The sequence below is a fragment of the Sphingobium sp. genome (assembly GCF_035511395.1).
Taxonomy (GTDB): Bacteria; Pseudomonadota; Alphaproteobacteria; order Sphingomonadales; family Sphingomonadaceae; genus Sphingobium.
Window position 1 is genome coordinate 25,008 of sequence record NZ_DATKFP010000235.1, and the last position, 19,553, is coordinate 44,560.

The window sequence follows — 19,553 nt, forward strand, 5'->3', positions numbered from 1 at the left end:
GCAAGGCCGGTTTGCAAGGGGGGATATAGGCGTGCTTTCGCTTGGCACAAGAAGGGCGCGCGATTACCTATGCTTGCAGACCAAAAACGAGACAGTCATGGAGTGTCGGATGCGTGCGCCTCTTGCCCTTTTCGCCCTCGCCGCGCCGCTGGCGCTCAGCGCCTGCGGCGATCCCGCACCCACTTATGTCGACCAGGCCTGGATTCGCCTTTCCCCCAACAAGGAAATGCCGTCGGCCGGTTATTTCGTCGCCCATGGCGGCGATGCGGGAACGCAGTTGCGCGGCGTCATCACCGACTATGCGCTCAAGGTCGAGATGCATGAAAGCCTGACCAAAGACGGGATGACGACGATGGAGCGGATCGACAGCGTCGACATTCCCGCGAAGGGCAAGGTCGCCTTCGCGCCGGGCGGCAAGCACCTGATGCTCTTCGGCATCAACGATACCGCGATCAGCCGGGGCAAGATGCAGCTGACCTTTCTGATGGCCAATGGCGACCGGTTGCTGGTCGACGCGGTGATCCGCAAGCCCGAGGCCGCCGCCGTGCCCGCGCCCAAGGCCGGCGACGCTTCCGAGCATTGAGCGGGCGCGCATTGAGCGGGCGGCCGCTTACCCGGCAGGAAGCCGCCCTCGCCCGCTCGATCTTCGGTCCGGCGATCGATTATGGGCGGGTGCGGGTCCATAATCGTAAATGGTGGCCGCTCCAACCCAGGGGCGTGACCATGGCGCCCGACGGCGACCTCTGGTTCCATCCCGACGGCGGCCTGTTCTGCGCCGACTTCTGCGACAGTCCGCTACATCTTCAGGGCCATTTCATCCACGAGATGACCCATGTCTGGCAGGCGCAGCGGTCGGGCAAATATTGGCTGCCGCTGATGCGTCACCCCTTTTGTCGTTACGCCTACGACATCGTGCCGGGCAAGCCGTTCGCGCGCTACGGCATAGAGCAGCAGGCCGAGATCGTCCGCCATGCCTTCCTGCTGCGGAGGGGTGCGGCGGTGCAGGGCAAGCCGGGGGGCGAGGTATATGAGGCGCTGCTGCCGTTTTAGGGTGAACGGGCTGATTTGGGGGGGTAGCGGACAGACGGCTTTTGGAAGAGAAATGCAGAATGCGGACGCTTCTTTCCCTTGGCTTGGTTTGTGCCTGCGCTACTGCCTCAGCTTCTATTCCGGTCGGCAAGAAGCATGGACCGTGGCATGTCAGTAGCATTTCTAGCTTGTCGGGAGCGGGAGGTAACGACGCTTCTGTGAGCCTTACGCAAGATAATGAGGAAAACTCTTTTGAAGTTCGATGGATCGACGGTGGTCCTGTCACAGTGTCGATCAGTATCGACAAGTGCGAACACGAGTATGAAGATCAATACGAGGATTTTTCAGTGTCTTACGCTGTGACCACGAAAAGGTGGTTAGAAATGTCAGACGGAGAAGTTCAGGGACGTCTGCGCGCTGACGCTAAAGCGTGGATCGATGAGAGGCAGTTTGTTTGCACCATGCCTTCGACGTTCAAAGTGGATTTGAAGGGTTTGGAAGCAGCCGTCAACGACTTCAACGATCGGCTGCGATACTTTGCTAAGGTGTCCAGTCCACAGGGTGATCGCTGAACGGCCCGTTTCGGCAACGCCAAAGCTTCATTCGAACGACCAACTTTGGTCCTTAGCTGACGCCGCGCTTACCACGCCGCCCCCAGCATCGCTTCCAGCAGGCGCGCGAAATCCCAGCCGTCGGCGCGGGCGGCGATTGCGGACAGGCAATCCTGATCGTCGCGGCCGGGGCGGCCGGGGCCGGTCATGTTGGGCTTCATGTTGAGGTCGAACAGCTTGAAATTCCCGCTGGCATCGGCCCGGCAATCGATGCGGATCGGCGCGCGTGCGCCGACCAGCGCCGCTGCCCGGACGCAGGCACCCAGCATCGCCTGTACAGTCGGCGACGCCAGTTCATGTTCGCTGATCGCTACGCTGTTGGCGGTCACTGCTACATCCCCATTATAGGGCGCTACGCCATCCTTCTGGTCGAAACGGCGTACCGGGCGCAGCGCCCGATGAGTGCGGCCGTCGCCAGCCGGCGGCATCACCGTTACCGTGACTTCCTCTCCGGCCAGATATTCCTCGATGATCAGCGTGTCGCCGAACTTCGCGTCCGCGATCAGGCCGGTCGCCGCCGCCCGAAGCGCCACAAGATCGGCGACTCGCGATACGCCCTGGCTACCACGCCCGCGCACCGGCTTCACGATCAGCGGGAAAGACAAGCCGGCCTCCGCCAGTGCCGCCTCGACCTCGGCCAGCGCCCAGACGCCCGCCCGCGCCGCCTGCGCCATCAGGAAGGAGCGCGCCACCGGCAGTCCGTCCTGCTCCAGCATCCGGTTGGTCGCGAACTTGTCGTCATAGCGCTGCATCAGTTCGGGCAATTGCCCGACGATCCGCACCTGACCCAGGACCGCCTCCAGCGGATGCCCCTCGAACAGCACGCTATTGGCCCAGAGGATGGTCGCACCCGCAGCGATCGCCGTGGCGATGCCGTCGACCGTGTCGGGGAAGACCCAGTCGAGCGGCCGGGTCGGGTCGGGATCGGCCGCCGGCGTCAGCACGCGATGCCCCTGCCCCCGCAGCACGAACGCGATGTCCGCGCCGCCATCCGAATAGCCGCCGGGCTTGGCATCCTTGCGCAGCCCGTCGATTACCGGCGGCGGCAGCGCCTGATAGAGGATGGCCACTGCGTCCTGCGTCATATCGTCATTCCCGGCAAATTGGTCGTGAAAGCAAAAAGGGGGCCAGCCTTTCGACTCGCCCCCTTCCGCATGTTTCGGCCTGTCGGCGCGGCGTTTAGTAAACGCGCGCCTTGGGCTTGATATATTCGGCTTCGTCCGTGAGCGTGTAGTCATGGACGGGACGATAATCGAGCGTCACCTTGCCGCCCTGACCACCCCAGCCTTCGAACCAGCTGATGGTATGCTTCATCCAGTTTTCGTCGTCGCGGTTCGGGAAATCCTCATGCGCATGAGCGCCGCGGCTTTCCTTGCGGTTTTCCGCGCTGACCATGGTGCAGACGGCCGACGACATCAGATTGTCGAGTTCCAGCGTCTCGATGAGGTCGGTATTCCAGATCAGCGAGCGGTCGGAGACGGCGACGTCTTCCAGGCGCTTGTTGACCTGCTCCATCTTCTTGACGCCCTCGCCCAGCAATTCGCTGTCACGGAACACGGCGGCATGCTTCTGCATGGTGTGCTGCATTTCCAGACGGATCTGCGCCGTGGGCGTGCCGCCCTTGGCATTGCGATACTTGTCCAGACGCGACAGCGCCAGATCGGCGGCATCGGCCGGCAGCGGCTTGTGCGACGCTCCGGGCTTGAGATTTTCCTTGAGGTGCAGGCCGGTGGCGCGGCCGAACACGACAAGGTCGATCAGCGAGTTGGAGCCGAGGCGGTTGGCACCATGGACCGACACGCAGGCCGCTTCGCCGACGGCATAAAGCCCCGGCACCACGACTTCCGGATCGTCGCCGACCTTCGTCACCACCTGACCATGATAGTTACAGGGGATGCCGCCCATATTGTAATGCACGGTCGGGGTCACGGGCAGCGGCTGGCGGGTCAGGTCGACGCCCGCGAAAATCTTGCCGCTTTCGGTGATGCCCGGCAGACGCTCCGCCAGCACCTTGGGATCGATATGGTCGAGGTGCAGGAAGATGTGATCCTTGTTCGGACCCACGCCGCGCCCTTCGCGCATTTCCATCGCCATCGAGCGCGACACGACGTCACGCGACGCCAGATCCTTCGCCGACGGGGCATAACGCTCCATGAAGCGCTCGCCTTCGGAATTGGTGAGGTAGCCGCCCTCGCCACGCGCACCTTCGGTGATGAGCACGCCCGCGCCGTAGATGCCGGTCGGGTGGAACTGCACGAACTCCAGATCCTGGAGCGGCAGGCCCGCGCGCAGCACCATGCCGCCGCCGTCGCCGGTGCAGCTGTGCGCCGAGGTGGCGGAGAAATAGGCGCGGCCATAGCCGCCCGTCGCCAGCACGACCGCATGGCTGCGGAAACGGTGAATGCTGCCGTCTTCCATGCAGATGGCGATGACGCCGCGGCACTCGCCATTTTCCATGATCAGGTCGATGGCGAAATATTCGATGTAGAAGTCGGCGTCATACTTCAGGCTCTGCTGATAGAGCGCGTGGAGCATGGCGTGGCCGGTGCGGTCGGCCGCGGCGCAGGTGCGCTGCACCGGCGGGCCGGCGCCCATATTCTGCATATGGCCGCCGAACGGACGCTGGTAGATCGTCCCATTCTCGTTACGGCTGAACGGCACGCCGGCATGCTCCAGCTCGATCACGGCCGCCGGCGCTTCGCGCACCATATATTCGATCGCGTCTTGGTCACCCAGCCAGTCGGACCCCTTGACGGTGTCGAACATGTGCCAGGTCCAGTGGTCGGGCGAGTTGTTGCCGAGCGAGGCGGCGATGCCGACCTGCGCCGCCACGGTGTGGCTGCGGGTCGGGAACAGCTTGGTGATGCAGGCAGTCTTGAGGCCCGCTTCGGCGCTGCCCATGGTGGCGCGCAGGCCCGAGCCGCCGGCACCCACGACGACGGTGTCGTAGCTGTGGTCGATGATCTTGTAGGCGTCGCTCATTACTTGACGATCCCGATGAAGGCGATCTTGGCGATCGCGAAGACGCCCGCGGCCGCGCCGCCAAAGGCATAGAAGTTCAGCACCAGCATGGAGAAGAAGGCCAGACCCTTGTCATGGACATAGTCCTCCAGCATCACCTGCATACCCAGGCGCAGGTGCATGAAGATGCTGACCACCATCAGCATCAGCGGCACCGCGACCAGCGGATTGTGAATCCAGTTCACCACGCTTTCATAGTCGAGGCCGGGCAGCGCGATCAGGCTGAAGAGCAGCCACAGGATCAGCAGCAGGTTGCCGACGGCGCTGTAGCGCTGCGCCAGCCAATGATGCGCGCCATGCTTGGCCGAACCAAGACCACGGACGCGACCGATTCCGGTTCCGGTTCCCATCAGAATTTCCCCAGGCAGATCGCGGCCCAGAAGGCGGCGGTGGCGAGAGTGGACAGGACGAAGGTCAGGACCGACCACATCTTGTTGTTCTTCAGCTCATAACCCGCGCCCATGTCGAGCACGAAGTGGCGAAGACCGGAGAAGAGATGCTGGAAGAAGAACCAGCTGAGGCCCGCCATCACCAGATAGCCGATCGGCGATGTCGCGCATTTGACGAAGGTCGCATAGGCTTCCGGCCCGCTTGCGGCAGCCATCAGCCACCAGACGAGGCCGAGCGCGCCGGCGGTCGCCAGACCGTTGCCCGTCACGCGGTGCATGATGGAGACGGCCATGGCCGGTCCCCATTTCCAGATCGTCAAATGCGGCGAGAGTGGCCGGCTGGTGGAACGCGCCATGTCTACCCTGGTCCTTGATACTTGTCCCTGTGTCCGGTCCCCTTAAGAGCGAAGTGCCAAGAGGGCAAGCCGCGTAGAAAAAGTGCGGCGACGGGTTGGAATAAGGATGAATTAACCAAAGGGCGCTATCCCTGCCGACCAAAGGTTCGCGCATTGTCGAGGGGCACCCGAATACCATGAATTTCGCCGAGTCATTCCGGATGGTGAACGCCAATAATATGGCCAACCCCGACCTGGCCGACAGTATCGCGCCCGAAGCGCTGGAAATTCACGCGATGATCCGGGATTCTCTGCCGCTCGTCACCCGTACCTTTTTCGACAGCTATGCCGCCGACGCCAATCTGCGCCTGCATCTGAGCGACACGGCGCTGCGCAAGATCGAAATGGAAACCGCCCGCTATATCGAGGAAAAGCTGGCGAATTTCGCCGCCGGTGCCTGGATCGAGATGGCGACCAACTGCGTCCGTCACGCCAGCAAGCACGGGTTTCCGGTGCAGGCGGTGCTGACGGCCGTGTCCCGTTCCAACGAGAAGATCGCCGATCTGGTGTGTGATCAGTGCTGGGATGATCGTCCCCGCTGCCAGCGGCTGCTGCGCGCGATCAACCGTCTGTCGGCGCTCGACATCGCGATCATGAGCAATGTGCTGGCGCAGGATGTCGCCGAAACCCAGAAGGCCGAGCGCCAGCGCTATGGATCGCTGTTCGAACAGCGCATCGTGGGTGAGATCGACGGCGCGTCGAAGCTGGGCGAATCGCTGCGCGAACAGGCCAAGGATGCGTCGGCCGCGACGCGCGGGATGCTGGGCAAGGCGTCCGAAGTCGCCGCCGCCGCCGAACAGTCTGCCCTCGCCATGCGCGAAGCAGCCCGCACCTCCGCCGGCCTGATCCGGGCGATCGAGGATGCCCGCACCGAAGTCGAGGGCGCCGCCGATGTCGCCCAGCGCGCCGCGCGCCAATCCGGAGATGCCGTCACCATGTCCGCCACCCTGTCCGAACATGCCAAGTCGATCGAATCGATCCTGGGCCTGATCCGCGACATTGCGGGCCAGACCAATCTGCTGGCGCTCAACGCCACGATCGAGGCCGCCCGTGCAGGCGATGCCGGTCGCGGCTTCGCGGTCGTCGCGCAGGAAGTGAAGAGCCTCGCCAACCAGACCGCGCGCGCCACCGACGAAATCGCCGGCAAGATCGCCGACATCCAGATGTCGACCCGCCAGTCGGTCGAAACCAACGAACGTATCCGCGATACGGTGGGCGAAGTGCAGGCCAGCGCCGAACGCATCCGCCACGCCATGGATGCGCAGGCGCAGACCGTCACCATGATCACCGCCGCCGTGGACGAGACCGCGCTGGCGGCCGATTCGATGTCGACCACCATTTCGGCAATCCGCCAGGATACCGAGGTCGTGGCATCGGAGATCGACCAGCTGGAACGCGGCTTCATGAGCGTCGAAGAGAAGCTGGCCAGCCTGCGCCATGCCTCGTCCGACTTTGGCCGTCAGGTCGCCTGACCCCGCCAAATACTTCCCCTCCTCCCTCCCCTCGTCTAAAGGCGCGGGATGAATGATGCCGTCACGACAGCGCAAAGCTGGAAAGTCACCCTGCCCTGCACCCGTGCCGAAGCGGAGGCGCTGGACGGGGATATCGCCGCTTTCGCCTTAATGGAGCATCCGCCGGTGCTGATGACCAGCGAAGCGGAGCCGGATGACGAGGACAAGTGGCAGCTCGACGCCTATTTCGAGGGCAAGCCCAGCGCCGCTGCGATCAAGCTGCTCAAGACTTTGGTGCCCAGCGCCACCGGGGTGAAACCGATCATCGAACAATTGCCCGACGAAGATTGGGTGACGCTGAGCCAGCAGGGGCTGGAAGCCGTCACCGCCGGGCGATTCCATGTCCGCAACCTTGCCAGCGACCCCGAACTGGCCGGCCACAAAAATCTGCTGATCGAGGCGAGTCGCGCCTTCGGCACCGGCCAGCATGAAACCACGGCCGGCTGCCTGATCATGCTCGACCGGATGCGCCGCGTCGGCATCCGGGCACGCAACGTCGCCGACATCGGCACCGGCACCGGGCTGCTCGCCTTTGCCGCGCTGCATCTGTGGCCTCATGCCCACGCGATCGCGTCGGACATCGATCCGGTCGCCGTGGAGATCAGCGCCGACAATGCACGCGCCAATGGCGTGGCGCTGGGCGACAGGGCGGGCCAGCTGGCGCTGGTCACGGCCGCCGGGGCGGATCATCCGGCGCTGGTCGGCCGGGCACCCTACGACCTGCTGATCGCCAATATCCTGGCCGGGCCGCTGATCGAGCTGGCTCCGGCGCTCTGCGCGCTGGTCGAGGATGGCGGGACGATCCTGCTGGCGGGTCTGCTCAAGGAGCAGGCCGACGCGGTGCTGGCCGCCTATCGCGCCGAAGGGATGCGCCTTGCCGAGCGCAGCGACCGGGGCGACTGGCCGACGCTGCGGCTGCGCAAACGCCCCAGCATCGGCTGGAAGCGCCCGCGGCGGCTGAGCGCCACGGCGCGCGGCGAAGCGCCCGGCTTCGGTAGCATCTGACCTATTTTACAGACAGCGAGGTAGACAGTCATGAGCATCGCCCGCAGCGCCATCGTTTCGAACATGGACGACCAAGCCTTTGAACATGTGGTCGTTTTCGACGAATCCGACATAGGGGCACGTCCCGGCATCCTGCTTTTCCCCAATGTTCTGGGCACCAAGGAAGCGGATTTCATCCGGGCGGAAATGGTGGCGGCGCTGGGCTATGTCGTGCTCGTCGTCGACATGTTCGGACAGGGCAAGCGCACCACCCGCGCCGATCCCGATCCGGCGCGCTACATGAATGAACTGAACTCCGATCGCGCGCTGCTGCGCGATCGGGCGAATGCGGCCCATGCGCTGCTCAAGGGGATGGACGGGGTCGATCCGGCACGGACGGCGGCGATCGGCTTCTGCTTTGGCGGGCGCTGCGTCCTCGATCTGGCGCGGAGCGGCGCGGACATCGCCGGGGCTGTCAGCTTCCACGGCGTCTATCAGGCGCCGCCCTTCCCCAACACGACCATCACCGCCAAGCTATTGATCTGCCATGGCTGGGACGATCCGATCGCCCCGCCCGACGCGACCGTTGCACTGGCGAAGGAACTGACCGAGGCGGGCTGCGACTGGCAGATCCATGCCTATGGCGCGACCGGCCACGCCTTCACCGACGAATCGGTGAACATGCCGGAAAAGGGCCTGGCCTACAGCGCCAACGCCGACCGACGCAGCTATAAGGCAATGGTGGATTTTCTGGCCGAATTGTTCGGTTGAGATGTAACTTCTGTTCGCGCCAGCATTCGACAAAGCCAGCGCGAACAGAGGTAAACAGCCTCAAATCTCGTCGATCATCTCCGCCAGCACGGCGAGGCAATCCTTGCCCAGTTGGATCGATCTCGCCGGCGACCAGCCATAATCGGCGTCGGGCAGGTCGTCATTGTCCTTGAACGGCATTTCCAAGGTCATCGCGACCGCGCCGAAGCGTTCGGCCACCTGATTGGTCGACATGGACAGGTTAGCCTTTCCCGCAGTCGCGACCGGATAGCCCAGCCGCGTCTGAAAATCGGGCGTGCGGCTGGCAAGCGTATCGCGATAGCGATGATAGAGCGCCGTCTGCTTCTCCGTAATCGACGGAATGCCGTCGAATCCCGCGATGAAGACGGCGGCGATCGCCTCATCCCCATGCACGTCCATCGCAAAGTCTACGCCCGTCGCGTCCATTGCGTTGCGGACCAGCAGCACTTCGGGACTCCTGTCGGCCGTCGGCTCATGCCATTCGCGATTCAGGTTCACGCCCGCCGCATTGGTGCGCAGATGGCCACGGCGGCTGCCGTCCGGGTTCATGTTCGGGACGAGGTGGATGGTGGCTTTCTGCCGCAACAGGCGGGCGACCGCGTCCTGCTCGTCGCAGAGCCGCTCCAGCGCGCCTTCCATCCACCATTCGGCCATCGATTCGCCCGGATGCTGGCGGGCATAGAGCCACACCTGCTTGGGACCATCGCCGATGGTCAGCAGATCGAGCGGCTGGCCGTCCAGCGTCAGGCCCAGCTCGCGATGCACGACGCCCGGCTGGCTCGCCGCCCAGGCGATCAGGTCATGGTGGCGTTCCATCGAATAGGGCGCGAAGTAGGCCAGCCAGACGGCATTGCTGTCGGGCGTCAGGCGGATCGTCAGCGTGCCGTTGGCATAGCTGGTGTCGGCCAGATACCAGTTCTCGCGATCCTCGCTCGCCCGCGCGCTATAGCCCGGCCAGCCGTCGGGATAGGCGGAACCTGCCCCGTTCACGATCGCCAGTTCCACCTCGCGCCCCGCCGCATTGGCGAGCCGGAAGTGGAACCATTGATAGAAGTCGCTCTGATGATCGTGCACGATCTCCAGCTCGGCGCGGACGCCGGCGGGCGTATCGGTGATGGAGAGGACGCGAATATTGCCGCTGTCGAAGCCGCTGGAAATGCTGATGGTCATTTGACGTTTATAGTGCGGCCCGATTCGCCCGGATAGCCCCCGATCAACGCGTTAGCGAGTTTCTGCGCCGCCGTGGCGGGCTGCGCGGCGGGCGAGCCCTGCTTTGCCTCGGTCGACGCACGCCCTTCCCAGATGGCAGTCGAATCGGACCGGCGGCGCACCTGCACATGCAATTGCGTCGTCACGATATCCTTGGGCTTGCCCGACAAGTTGATGCCGACGCCCACGCCCAGCCCACCGAAACTGCCACCGCGGCGACCACCGCCGCTGCCCAGCGCACCGCCCACGCCGACGCTGACCGGCTTGTCGCTGCTGCGGTCGATGCCGGACGGACGGAAGCTGCGGCTGAAGCTGACGAGCGCGACATAGTCGCTCTGCTTGCCGTCGTCCGGTGTGAAGCCGACCTGTTGGAACGCCTGCGACACGGCCGAGGCATAGGTGCGGAATTCAAGGCTGACGTCCGGGTTTCCGGGCATTTCCTCGACCGCGAGCGAACCCGATCGCGCAGGATTGTCGATATGGAAGCGCGTCACCTCCACCGGCGGCGCGGCAGTCGCACAGGCGGAAAGTGGCAGGGCGAGGCTGGCGGCAAAAAACAGGCGCTTCGACATGGGCTTACTCCAACGGGCATTTACCGATACACGGCGCGGAGGACATAATCCCCTCCAACGCGTGAAGCCATCTTCTTGCTGCATGAAGGATGAATGGAAGGATGCTGAGGGCCAAAAACCGGCGCACCACCCTTGACTTTGGCCCGCCACGCCCATAGGGGCTGCGCTTCGATTTTCCGATCAAACCAAGATTCATCAAAGGCCGATAGCCATGAAGATCCGCAACTCGCTCAAGTCGCTCAAGGGCCGCCACCGGGACAACCGCGTGATCCGTCGCCGCGGCCGCACCTACGTCATCAACAAGACCAACCGCCGCTTCAAGGCCCGCCAGGGCTAAGCGACGGCCGCCGCCTCCTTCGGGAGGCTGCGCCTCAAGGATCTTGTATCCCGATCAGCGCCCGGTTATCGACCGGGCGCTTTTCTGCGTTTCCATGATGCAGGTGGGCGAGGCGATTCGGCACCGGCCCCGCGCATAACACCATCCGTTCGCTTCGAGCGAAGCCGAGAAGCGGATAGAACTGCGCTTCCCGTTTCTCGACACGCTCGAAACGAACGGAGAGTTGGTGGCTTAACCCTCGTCGCGGCCCTTGAGTTCGTCGCCGCGCACAGCCGCGACATGGAGCACGTTGGTCGACCCCGGCGTGCCGAAGGGAACGCCGGCGAGGACCACGATCTTGCCGCCCTTCTCGGCCATGTCATGGCGCAGCGCCATGCGGCGGGCCTTGCCGATCATCTCCTCGAACGTCCCGATATCCTTGGTGCGGATCGCATGGACGCCCCAGGTCAGGCCCAGCTTGCGCGCGGTGTCGGCCCGCGGCGTCAGCGCCAGGATCGGCGCGGACGGCCGTTCGCGCGCGACGCGGCGCACGGTACTGCCCGACGAGGTGAAGCAGGTGATGGCGCTCGCCCCCACGACGGAGACGATGCCACCGGCCGCCTCGGCCAGCGCGTCGGCGGTGGTCGGGTCGGGCCGCGTCTCAGTATAATGAAGCCGGCCGAAATAGCCCGGATCGCGCTCAACGCTATGCGCGATACTGTCCATCATCGCGACCGCCTCGACCGGCCAGTCGCCCGCCGCCGTCTCGGCCGACAGCATGATTGCGTCGGCGCCGTCATAGACCGCCGTCGCGACGTCCGACACCTCTGCACGGGTCGGGGACGGCGACTTGATCATCGATTCGAGCATCTGGGTGGCGACCACCACAGGACGGCCCATGCGCCGCGCGGTGGCGACGATCTGCTTCTGGAGCGGCGGCACGGCCTGGGGCGGCAGTTCGACGCCCAGATCGCCGCGCGCGACCATCACGCCATCGGCCAGCTCGACGATCTCCTCCAGCCGCTGGACGGCGGAGGGCTTCTCGATCTTGGCCATCAGTGCGCCATGGCCACCCATCAGTTTGCGCGCCTCGGCCAGATCCTCCGGCCGCTGGACGAAGCTCAAGGCGATCCAGTCGCAGCCCTGCTCGACCGCGAAACTGAGGTCGCGGCGATCCTTGTCGGTCAGCGCCGGCACCGGCACCACCACGTCGGGCACATTCACCCCCTTGCGGTTGGACAGCGTGCCACCAACCTCGACGATCGTGTCGATCCTCTCGTCGCTGACCGCCTTCACCCGCAGCACCATCTTGCCGTCGTCCAGCAGCAGCCGGGTTTCGGGCACCAGCGCGGCATAGATTTCGGGATGGGGCAGATTGACGCGACGCGCATCGCCGGGGGTTTCATCCTTGTCGAGAATGAAGGACGCGCCAGTCTCCAAGATGGCCAGCCCCTTCTCGAATATGCCGACGCGCAGCTTTGGCCCCTGAAGGTCCCCAAGGATGGTCGTCGGGCGGTTGAATTCCCTTTCCAGCGCGCGGATGGACGCGATGCGCGCGGCATGATCCTCATGCGCGCCATGGCTCATATTGATGCGGAACGCGTCGGCCCCTGCGACGAAAAGAGCCCGGATCATCTCGGGCGTATCGCTCGCAGGACCGAGGGTCGCGAGGATGCGAACCTTGCGCGAACGGGGCGGTAGTCGTGTCATGTCTTCTCCTGGCCGTCATGATCGCTCCCGATCTTGTCAGGGCGTCGTTATGGGTTATCCGTGCTGCACGACAGGATGATGTAGATCAGCGAAAGGGATCGCCGATGGCCGACACCATACTCACAGATGCGGTTGCTGCAACCGCCTTCCGCCGTCTGGTTGCGCATTTGCAGCACAGGACCGACGTTCAGAATATCGACCTGATGGGCGGCGCGGGCTTCTGCCGGAACTGCCTCGCCGACTGGATCGCGGAGGCGGACGGCAATCTGACCAGGGATGAAGCACGCGAAATCATCCACGGCATGCCCTTTTCCGAATGGAAAGCGAAGCATCAGGGCGAAGCGACGCCACAGCAGATCGCAAAGATGCAGGAGAGTGTGGCGAAGAACGCGGACAATCATTAGAGGCGTCCGCCAACCTGATTCATTTCGGCCGATTCATCTCGACCGATTCACATTTTCACCCTCATATGGAGATTCCCATGAGCGAACCCAATGTCGCCGCCGATCAGCTACGCCTCTTCATCGAGCGCATCGAGCGCCTGGAAGAAGAAAAGAAGGGTATCGGCGACGATATCAAGGATGTCTATCTGGAAGCCAAGGCCAACGGCTATGACGGCAAGATCATGCGCCAGATCGTCCGCCTGCGGAAGATGCAGCCCCATGACCGCCAGGAAATGGAAGCCATCCTCCAGACCTACCTGTCCGCTCTGGGCATGGAATAAGGCCTGCCCCGAACGCGCCGCCCTTGTCGAAGGGCGGCGCGCGGGGTAGCCAGAAAAGGTTGTAGCGGAGAGGAGCATCCCCATGTCCGAGATCATCGTCAGCACCACCAGTCGCCTGGAAGGAAAGCCCGCGAAGGAATATCTCGGCATCGTCACCGGCGAGGTGATCGTGGGCGCCAACCTCTTCCGCGACCTGTTCGCCAGCGTGCGCGACATCGTCGGCGGTCGGTCGGGCGCCTATGAGGATGTGCTCCAGCGCGCCCGCGAACAGGCCATATCGGAAATGCGCACCCGCGCCGCGACCATGGGCGCCAATGCCGTGGTCGGCGTCGACCTCGACTATGAGGTGATCGGGTCGAACGGATCGATGCTGATGGTGTCGGCTTCGGGCACCGCGATCATTTACTGATCCTGCGCGGCCGACCTGGGCGCGGAGTTTCCTCTGACGGTTGCCCTTGGGGCAGGCGCTGGTGTAAGGGCGCCCATCATATTTCAACGGCAGATAAGAATTCAGGACCATGGCAGGCCATTCCAAATTCAAGAACATCATGCATCGCAAGGGCGCGCAGGACAAGAAGCGCTCGTCGATGTTCTCCAAGCTGAGCCGCGAAATCACCGTCGCGGCCAAGATGGGCATGCCCGATCCGGACATGAACCCGCGCCTGCGTCTGGCGATCAACGCCGCCAAGGCCCAGTCGATGCCCAAGGACAATATCCAGCGCGCCATCGACAAGGCCACGGGCGGCGACATGGAGAATTATGAGGAAGTGCGCTATGAGGGCTATGGCCCCGGCGGCACCGCCATCATCGTGGAAGCGCTGACCGACAACCGCAACCGCACCGCCACCAATGTCCGCACCGCCTTCGCCAAGAATGGCGGCAACCTGGGTTCTTCGGGCGCGGTGAGCCATGGCTTCGACCGTCTGGGCCTCATCACCTATCCGGCCAGCGCGGGCGACGCCGAAACGGTGTTCGAAGCGGCGCTGGAAGCGGGCGCGGACGATGTGACCTCGAACGAGGAAGAGCATGAGATCTGGACCGCGATGGACGCGCTCCACGAAGTCGCCAAGGCGCTGGAAGCAAAGCTCGGCGCGGCGGACGCCGCCAAGCTCGCCTGGCGGCCCACCACCACCGTCGAAGTCGACGAAAGCAACGCCGCGACCCTGCTGAAGCTGGTCGACGTGCTGGAAGATGACGACGACGTCCAGACCGTGTGGGGCAATTATGAAGTGTCCGACGAGGTGATGGAGAAGCTGGGCTAAGATGCCCGGCATCCGTTCGCTTCGAGCGGAGTCGAGAGGCGCTTGCGCTACCGTGCCTCGACTTCGCTCGGCACGAACGGAATTTGTTTCATGATCCTCCTTGGACTCGACCCCGGTCTCGGCACCACTGGCTGGGGACTTATCGCCGCCGACGGCAATCGGCTGACCCATATCGGCAACGGCCAGATCAAGACTGACAGCGCCATGTCGCTGGCGACGCGGCTGCTGGCGCTCGATCTGGCGCTGACCGACCTCATCCTCGAACATCGGCCTGATGGCGCGGCGGTCGAGGAGGTGTTCGTCAATGTGAACCCGCAATCGACGCTGAAACTGGGTCAGGCGCGCGGCGTCGTGCTGCTGGCCGCGTCGCGGTCGGGCATGGAAGTGGGCGAATATGCCGCCCGGCTCGTCAAGAAGTCGGTCGTCGGCGTCGGCAATGCGTCGAAGGATCAGGTCCACGCCATGGTGTCGCGCCTGCTGCCGGGCGCGAAGATCGCAGGGCCGGATGCGGCCGACGCGCTCGCCGTCGCCATCACCCATGCTCATCACCTGGCGAGCGCGCGGCGAATCCCGCACAAATGAAAAGGGGCGGATCGCTCCGCCCCTCTTTCCGCATTTGCAGTGGACCGATTATTTCCAGTCGAACGGCAGCGGCGCCTCGCGAAAGGCGAAGCGGTCGAGATGGTCGGCGACCACCTGCTTGAACTTTTCGACATCGGCTTCCGCGTTGGGTTCCAGCACGACGATTAGCGCCTCCGCAGTCGCCTCCATGCGGATCGGCCCCATTGGGAAGGCGATCTCGCCCTGTTGGGGGTCGAACGTCACCTCGAACTTGTGGCTCCAATGCTTGCAGAGCTGCTGGAGATAGCGGCTGCCGTTGGTGGTCGGAACGGTTGCGGTCAGGGTCATGGGTTACAGCCTTTCGATCTTGGCGACGGCTTCGTCGATCAGGGCGGCGACGTCGAACATGGTCTGGTTATCCGCCCCTTCCTTTTCAAGCCGTTGCTGGACGGCGAAGCGCAGATTGTGCATCGCGCGACGCACCGGGCCGCCATCGGCCCGCTCCGCCTTGCGGGCGAGATGGGACAGGCGCTCCAGCGCCATGTCGAGCGCGTCCTTGCGCTCTTCGATCTGCGCCTTGCCTGCATCGGTGATGGCGAAGCGCTTGCGGCTCCCCTCGGCGGGCTGCTCCGCGATCAGGTCCATTTCCGACAAAAGGGTCAGGGTCGGATAAACGACGCCAGGGCTGGGCGCATAGGCTTCGCCCGACAGTGCCTCGATCGCGCGGATCAGTTCGTAGCCGTGGCGTGGTTCGTCCGCGATCAGCTTGAGCAGGATAAGGCGCAGCGCGTCATTATCGAACAAGCGCCGACGGCCACCGCCGCCGCGCCCGCCCCGGCCTCCGCCACGCAGGCCGTCTTCGCCGAAGGGATCACCGCCGAAAGGACCGCCACGTCCACGGCCGAAACCATCAGGGGAAGCGAGGCGGCCGTGGTGGGGTCCATGGTGATGGCCGCCATGGCGGCCGTGGAAATTATGAGGGAAACGCATCATTTGCTCTTTCATATATGTCATGATGCTTTGTGATATATCTTATAAATTAACGACGTCAAGATTTACGATATATCTTTTTATATCGCATAACAGATGACGGGCTTTCTCTTGATGCTTACCACCTTCGTCTGATGACCGGAGATAGCGTAATTATCGTTGCAGGGCTGGGAGATGAGCTGATTCGATAATGGCGTGCCATTGCAAGGCCTGAGCGGAAGGCGGACCAGCATCGAGACCCGCCGCCTGGTCATCTCTCAATCGGACCGACGAGATCGGTTCCGTTGCACCACACCTCCCGGATTGGCTGGTGATAGCGTCGACACGCAAAAACCCGGCCTCCCCCGCCGATCTTCACCAGAAGCAGCTATAACGAATAGAAATGCCCCCAAGTGGGCGAGGACCAAATCCCGACAGCGTTGTCCCACCTTTACAGCGACCAGCGCGTCACAACCGACGAGAATGATCCATGACGCTCCTCTCCTCCTTCCTCGACGGTCGACAATTGTCGACCAAGGTCGCGTTGATGACGGTTTGCGCGCAGATACTGCTCTCAGCGATCACTCTGACGGGCGCGCGGATATTGCTGGTCGACAGCGCTCAGGTGCAAGGAATGGAGCGGCTCGACACGAACATGCGGGTCGCCTGGTCCATTCTTGACGGCCTTGGCAAGGAGCGTTCCGTCCGCGACGGCAACATGATTGCCGGCAATGTCATACTCAACGACAATGATGAGGCCGTTGACCGCATAACGACGCTGGTCGGCGGCAGCGCCACGATTTTCCAGGGCGATACGCGCATCGCGACCAATGTTAAAAAGGATGATGGACGCCGTGCAACCGGTACGCCGTTGGCCGCCGGTCCCGCGCGCGAGGCTGTGCTGGGCCGCGGCAAACCCTATCGCGGCGAAGCCGACATTCTGGGCAAACCCTATTTCACCGCCTATGACCCGATCAAGAATGCGCAGGGCGAGGTAATCGGCGTCCTCTATGTCGGCATTCCTGCCACCAGCTTTTACGCGCATGTCAATCGAGTCGGCTGGCAAGGATTATTGGTTACGGTGCTGGTGACGGCGCTTGCCGCCTTCATCTGCCTTCGCGTAGCCGCGCGCCTGTTCCGTCCGCTGGAAGGCGTCACCACGTCGATGAAGAGTCTGGCGGAAGGCAATAGCCGCATCGCCATTTCCGACACCGACCGCCCCGACGAGATCGGCAACATCGCCCGCGCGCTACTGATCTTCCGCGACGCCGCCGTCGCCAAGGAAAAGGCCGATAATGAACAGAAGATGGTCGTCGAAAGCCTCTCCAATGGCCTGGACAGGCTTTCCGCCGGCGACATGACCGCCGACATTCGCCAGGAATTCCCTGCCGGCTATGCAACCGTGCGGAGCAACTTCAACTCCGCCCTTACGAGCCTGCGCGACCTGATCGGCGCCGCTGGCGAAAGCGCAATTTCCATCCGCGGCGGATCGCAAGAGATTGCCCAGGCGTCGGAAGATCTTGCCCGCCGTACCGAGGCGAATGCCGCCAGCCTTGAGGAGAGCTCAGCCGCTTTGATCGAGATCGACAACCGACTAAAGGCCACAGCCGACGCCGCGGGGCGAACGGTCGCCAGCGCCGATCATGCGATCACAACTGTTTCGGGCGGACGCTCTGTCGCGAATGAGGTGGTGCAGGCCATGATCCGCGTATCGGAGAGCGCCAAGAACATCGACAGCGTCATCGAGGGAATGGACAAGATCGCTTTCCAGACGCGCGTGCTGGCCATGAACGCTGCCGTCGAGGCGGGACGCGCCGGCGAGGCAGGGCGCGGTTTCGCCGTGGTTGCTGACCTTGTCTCCGCACTCGCCATGCGGTCCGAGGAAGAGGCCAAGCTGGCCCGCGAACAACTCACCGTCACTCAGGCGGAGATTGTGATCGCCGTCAGCGCCGTGCAGAAGGTCGACGGCAGCTTCGCCGGTATCGCCGACGATGTGCAGCAGGTGCATGAACTGCTCGGTGACATGGCGGCAGACAATCTGGCCCAGTCGACCGCCATCAGCCAGATCACCGTCGCCATCGGCACGATGAACCTCTCCACCCAGCAGAACGCCGCCATGGTCGAGGAAACATCGGCAGCGGCGCGCAACCTGACGGCGGAGGTCAGCAAGCTGACCGGCCATACGGCACGGTTCAACACGGGCGAACCCAAACGCGCCTGGGCCATTGCGGCTTTATAGAGCCGAAAAATCGATCGGCGCGTGGCGGTCCAGGGTTCGGCTCTGATCCTCCAGCGGATATTTGAGGCCGCTGGCGCAGTTGAACAGCACTGCCCGCTCGTCCCGGCCGATCAGCCCTTCGTCGAGTGCGCGCTGGTAGGCGGCGAGCGTCGCCCCACCCTCCGGGCAAAGCAGCAGACCATCGTCGCGGGCGACATCCCGCACTGCCGCTCCGATCGCATCGTCGGACACGGCCAGCGCCGCGCCGCCGCTTTCCCGCACGGCGCGCAGGATCAGGAAGTCGCCCACCGCGCGCGGCACGCGGATGCCCATGGCGATGGTCTGCGCATCCTCCCAGCGTTCGGCGAACTCGACGCCCTGATCAAAGGCGCGGACCATCGGCGCACAGCCCTCGGCCTGCACAGCGAACATCTTGGGGCGCTTCGATCCGATGAAACCGATCTTCTCCAATTCGTCGAAGGCCTTCCACATGCCGATCAGGCCGGTGCCGCCGCCAGTGGGATAGAAGATCGCGTCGGGCAGTTCCCAGTCGAGCTGTTCGGCCAGTTCCAGGCCCATCGTCTTCTTGCCCTCGATCCGATAGGGTTCCTTGAGCGTCGAGAAGTCGAACCAGCCACGTTCCTTGACGCCCTGACCCACGATTGCGCCGCAATCGTCGATATAGCCGTTGACGCGATAGACGCGCGCGCCCTGCGCCGCGATTTCGCGCACATTCACTTCGGGCGTGTCGGCGGGGCAGAAGACGACCGATTCCATGCCCGCGACGGCGGCATAGGCGGCCAGCGCCGCACCTGCATTGCCGTTGGTGGGCATGGCGACCTGAGTCACGCCCAGTTCCTTGGCCATGGAGACGGCCATGACAAGGCCGCGCGCCTTGAAGGACGCGGTCGGCAAGCGGCCTTCATCCTTGGCCAGCAGATGCTTGGCCCCAAACCGGGCCGCCGTGCGCGGCAGCGGAATGAGCGGCGTCGTGTTCTCGCCGAGACTCACGATATTGGATGTCTGCCGAACCGGCAGCAATTCGCGCCAGCGCCACAGATCCATCGGCCGCTGCGCGAGCGCCTCCTTGTTCAGCGTGGCGCGCACGCCGTCAAGGTCATAGCGGACCAGCAGCGGCTTTCCCACTGCCGACAGCCCGTGCAACCGATCCGCCTCATAACGCTCGCCAGTCAGCGAACATTCGAGGTGCGTGACGAAGGTCGGGCGATCAGTGGTGAGGTTGAGGTCGTGGCGCATCTAGGCCTCCCTGAATCCAAATC

23 protein-coding genes are annotated in these 19,553 nt (G+C 63.8%); 13 read left to right on the plus strand and 10 right to left on the minus strand.

The annotated features are described in order from the left end of the window. Positions 1-109: 109 nt before the first annotated feature. The 3 genes from VMR39_RS16100 to VMR39_RS16110 are packed head-to-tail and all read left to right on the plus strand — an operon-like array spanning position 110 to position 1,601. Positions 110-583 (plus strand): copper chaperone PCu(A)C, encoded by a 474-nt coding sequence (locus tag VMR39_RS16100; protein ID WP_325416951.1) that lies wholly within the window; start codon positions 110-112, stop codon positions 581-583. An 11-nt stretch (positions 584-594) separates the two neighbouring features. Beyond that, positions 595-1,050 (plus strand): vgr related protein, encoded by a 456-nt coding sequence (locus VMR39_RS16105; protein WP_325416952.1) that lies wholly within the window; start codon positions 595-597, stop codon positions 1,048-1,050. 59 nt (positions 1,051-1,109) lie between these two features. Then, positions 1,110-1,601, plus strand: a complete 492-nt coding sequence (locus tag VMR39_RS16110; protein ID WP_325416953.1) for a hypothetical protein — start codon at positions 1,110-1,112, stop codon at positions 1,599-1,601. Positions 1,602-1,669: 68 nt separating this feature from the next. Here the strand turns inward: VMR39_RS16110 and VMR39_RS16115 are convergent, their stop codons facing one another. The 4 genes from VMR39_RS16115 to sdhC form a co-directional block, all read right to left on the minus strand. Then, positions 1,670-2,725: a biotin carboxylase gene (locus VMR39_RS16115; protein ID WP_325416954.1), complete on the minus strand. Its 1,056-nt coding sequence runs from the start codon at positions 2,723-2,725 to the stop codon at positions 1,670-1,672. Between the two features lie 94 nt (positions 2,726-2,819). Next, positions 2,820-4,622 carry a succinate dehydrogenase flavoprotein subunit gene (gene sdhA, locus VMR39_RS16120; protein ID WP_325416955.1) on the minus strand — a complete coding sequence of 601 codons (1,803 nt, stop codon included), beginning with the start codon at positions 4,620-4,622 and terminating at the stop codon, positions 2,820-2,822. Beyond that, positions 4,622-5,011 (minus strand): succinate dehydrogenase, hydrophobic membrane anchor protein, encoded by a 390-nt coding sequence (gene sdhD, locus VMR39_RS16125; RefSeq protein WP_325416956.1) that lies wholly within the window; start codon positions 5,009-5,011, stop codon positions 4,622-4,624. Before sdhD ends, sdhA begins: the two co-directional genes overlap by 1 nt. After that, positions 5,011-5,406: a succinate dehydrogenase, cytochrome b556 subunit gene (gene sdhC, locus VMR39_RS16130; RefSeq protein ID WP_325416957.1), complete on the minus strand. Its 396-nt coding sequence runs from the start codon at positions 5,404-5,406 to the stop codon at positions 5,011-5,013. Before sdhC ends, sdhD begins: the two co-directional genes overlap by 1 nt. A gap of 176 nt (positions 5,407-5,582) precedes the next feature. Between sdhC and VMR39_RS16135 the strand changes: the two genes are divergently transcribed. Genes VMR39_RS16135 through VMR39_RS16145 form a run of 3 tightly spaced genes read left to right on the plus strand, consistent with a single transcriptional unit; the run spans position 5,583 to position 8,711 of the window. After that, positions 5,583-6,917, plus strand: coding sequence for a methyl-accepting chemotaxis protein (locus VMR39_RS16135; RefSeq protein WP_325416958.1), 1,335 nt, complete (start codon positions 5,583-5,585; stop codon positions 6,915-6,917). Between the two features lie 48 nt (positions 6,918-6,965). Then, entirely contained in the window at positions 6,966-7,961 is a 996-nt protein-coding gene (locus VMR39_RS16140) for a 50S ribosomal protein L11 methyltransferase (protein ID WP_325416959.1), read from the plus strand. A gap of 30 nt (positions 7,962-7,991) precedes the next feature. Then, positions 7,992-8,711: a dienelactone hydrolase family protein gene (locus tag VMR39_RS16145; RefSeq protein ID WP_325416960.1), complete on the plus strand. Its 720-nt coding sequence runs from the start codon at positions 7,992-7,994 to the stop codon at positions 8,709-8,711. A gap of 60 nt (positions 8,712-8,771) precedes the next feature. On the opposite strand, the gene VMR39_RS16150 is transcribed toward VMR39_RS16145, so the two are convergent. Together VMR39_RS16150 and VMR39_RS16155 are read right to left on the minus strand one after the other, a co-directional pair. After that, a complete protein-coding gene (locus VMR39_RS16150) occupies positions 8,772-9,902 on the minus strand; it encodes a M14 family metallopeptidase (protein WP_325416961.1) in 1,131 nt (376 codons plus the stop codon). Beyond that, on the minus strand, positions 9,899-10,513 hold the full coding sequence (locus VMR39_RS16155) for a hypothetical protein (RefSeq protein WP_325416962.1): 615 nt from the start codon (positions 10,511-10,513) through the stop codon (positions 9,899-9,901). The genes VMR39_RS16150 and VMR39_RS16155 overlap by 4 nt, the downstream gene beginning before the upstream one ends. 211 nt (positions 10,514-10,724) lie before the next feature. Between VMR39_RS16155 and ykgO the strand changes: the two genes are divergently transcribed. Further along, complete coding sequence (gene ykgO, locus VMR39_RS16160; protein WP_004210176.1) at positions 10,725-10,850, plus strand: type B 50S ribosomal protein L36; 126 nt, start codon at positions 10,725-10,727, stop codon at positions 10,848-10,850. A gap of 231 nt (positions 10,851-11,081) precedes the next feature. Here the strand turns inward: ykgO and pyk are convergent, their stop codons facing one another. Further along, positions 11,082-12,539 carry a pyruvate kinase gene (gene pyk / locus VMR39_RS16165; RefSeq protein WP_325416963.1) on the minus strand — a complete coding sequence of 486 codons (1,458 nt, stop codon included), beginning with the start codon at positions 12,537-12,539 and terminating at the stop codon, positions 11,082-11,084. A 104-nt stretch (positions 12,540-12,643) separates the two neighbouring features. Between pyk and VMR39_RS16170 the strand changes: the two genes are divergently transcribed. The 5 genes from VMR39_RS16170 (at position 12,644) to ruvC (ending at position 15,107) form a co-directional block, all read left to right on the plus strand. Beyond that, positions 12,644-12,943, plus strand: coding sequence for a DUF1244 domain-containing protein (locus VMR39_RS16170; protein WP_325416964.1), 300 nt, complete (start codon positions 12,644-12,646; stop codon positions 12,941-12,943). A 77-nt stretch (positions 12,944-13,020) separates the two neighbouring features. Beyond that, a complete protein-coding gene (locus tag VMR39_RS16175) occupies positions 13,021-13,263 on the plus strand; it encodes a DUF2312 domain-containing protein (RefSeq protein WP_024019628.1) in 243 nt (80 codons plus the stop codon). 82 nt (positions 13,264-13,345) lie between these two features. Further along, complete coding sequence (locus VMR39_RS16180; RefSeq protein WP_325416965.1) at positions 13,346-13,672, plus strand: heavy metal-binding domain-containing protein; 327 nt, start codon at positions 13,346-13,348, stop codon at positions 13,670-13,672. A gap of 109 nt (positions 13,673-13,781) precedes the next feature. Next, positions 13,782-14,525, plus strand: a complete 744-nt coding sequence (locus tag VMR39_RS16185) for a YebC/PmpR family DNA-binding transcriptional regulator (RefSeq protein ID WP_325416966.1) — start codon at positions 13,782-13,784, stop codon at positions 14,523-14,525. Positions 14,526-14,615: 90 nt separating this feature from the next. Next, positions 14,616-15,107, plus strand: coding sequence for a crossover junction endodeoxyribonuclease RuvC (gene ruvC, locus VMR39_RS16190; RefSeq protein ID WP_325416967.1), 492 nt, complete (start codon positions 14,616-14,618; stop codon positions 15,105-15,107). Between the two features lie 48 nt (positions 15,108-15,155). Here ruvC and VMR39_RS16195 read toward each other — a convergent pair whose 3' ends face one another. After that, positions 15,156-15,434: a DUF2218 domain-containing protein gene (locus tag VMR39_RS16195; protein WP_325416968.1), complete on the minus strand. Its 279-nt coding sequence runs from the start codon at positions 15,432-15,434 to the stop codon at positions 15,156-15,158. Positions 15,435-15,437: 3 nt separating this feature from the next. Continuing rightward, on the minus strand, positions 15,438-16,079 hold the full coding sequence (locus VMR39_RS16200) for a PadR family transcriptional regulator (protein WP_325416969.1): 642 nt from the start codon (positions 16,077-16,079) through the stop codon (positions 15,438-15,440). Positions 16,080-16,545: 466 nt separating this feature from the next. Here VMR39_RS16200 and VMR39_RS16205 point away from each other — a divergent pair, with 466 nt between their 5' ends. After that, positions 16,546-18,294, plus strand: a complete 1,749-nt coding sequence (locus VMR39_RS16205; protein WP_325416970.1) for a methyl-accepting chemotaxis protein — start codon at positions 16,546-16,548, stop codon at positions 18,292-18,294. On the opposite strand, the gene VMR39_RS16210 is transcribed toward VMR39_RS16205, so the two are convergent. Further along, on the minus strand, positions 18,289-19,530 hold the full coding sequence (locus VMR39_RS16210; protein ID WP_325416971.1) for a threonine synthase: 1,242 nt from the start codon (positions 19,528-19,530) through the stop codon (positions 18,289-18,291). The two genes, VMR39_RS16205 and VMR39_RS16210, sit on opposite strands and share 6 nt — an antisense overlap. Positions 19,531-19,553 lie beyond the last annotated feature (23 nt).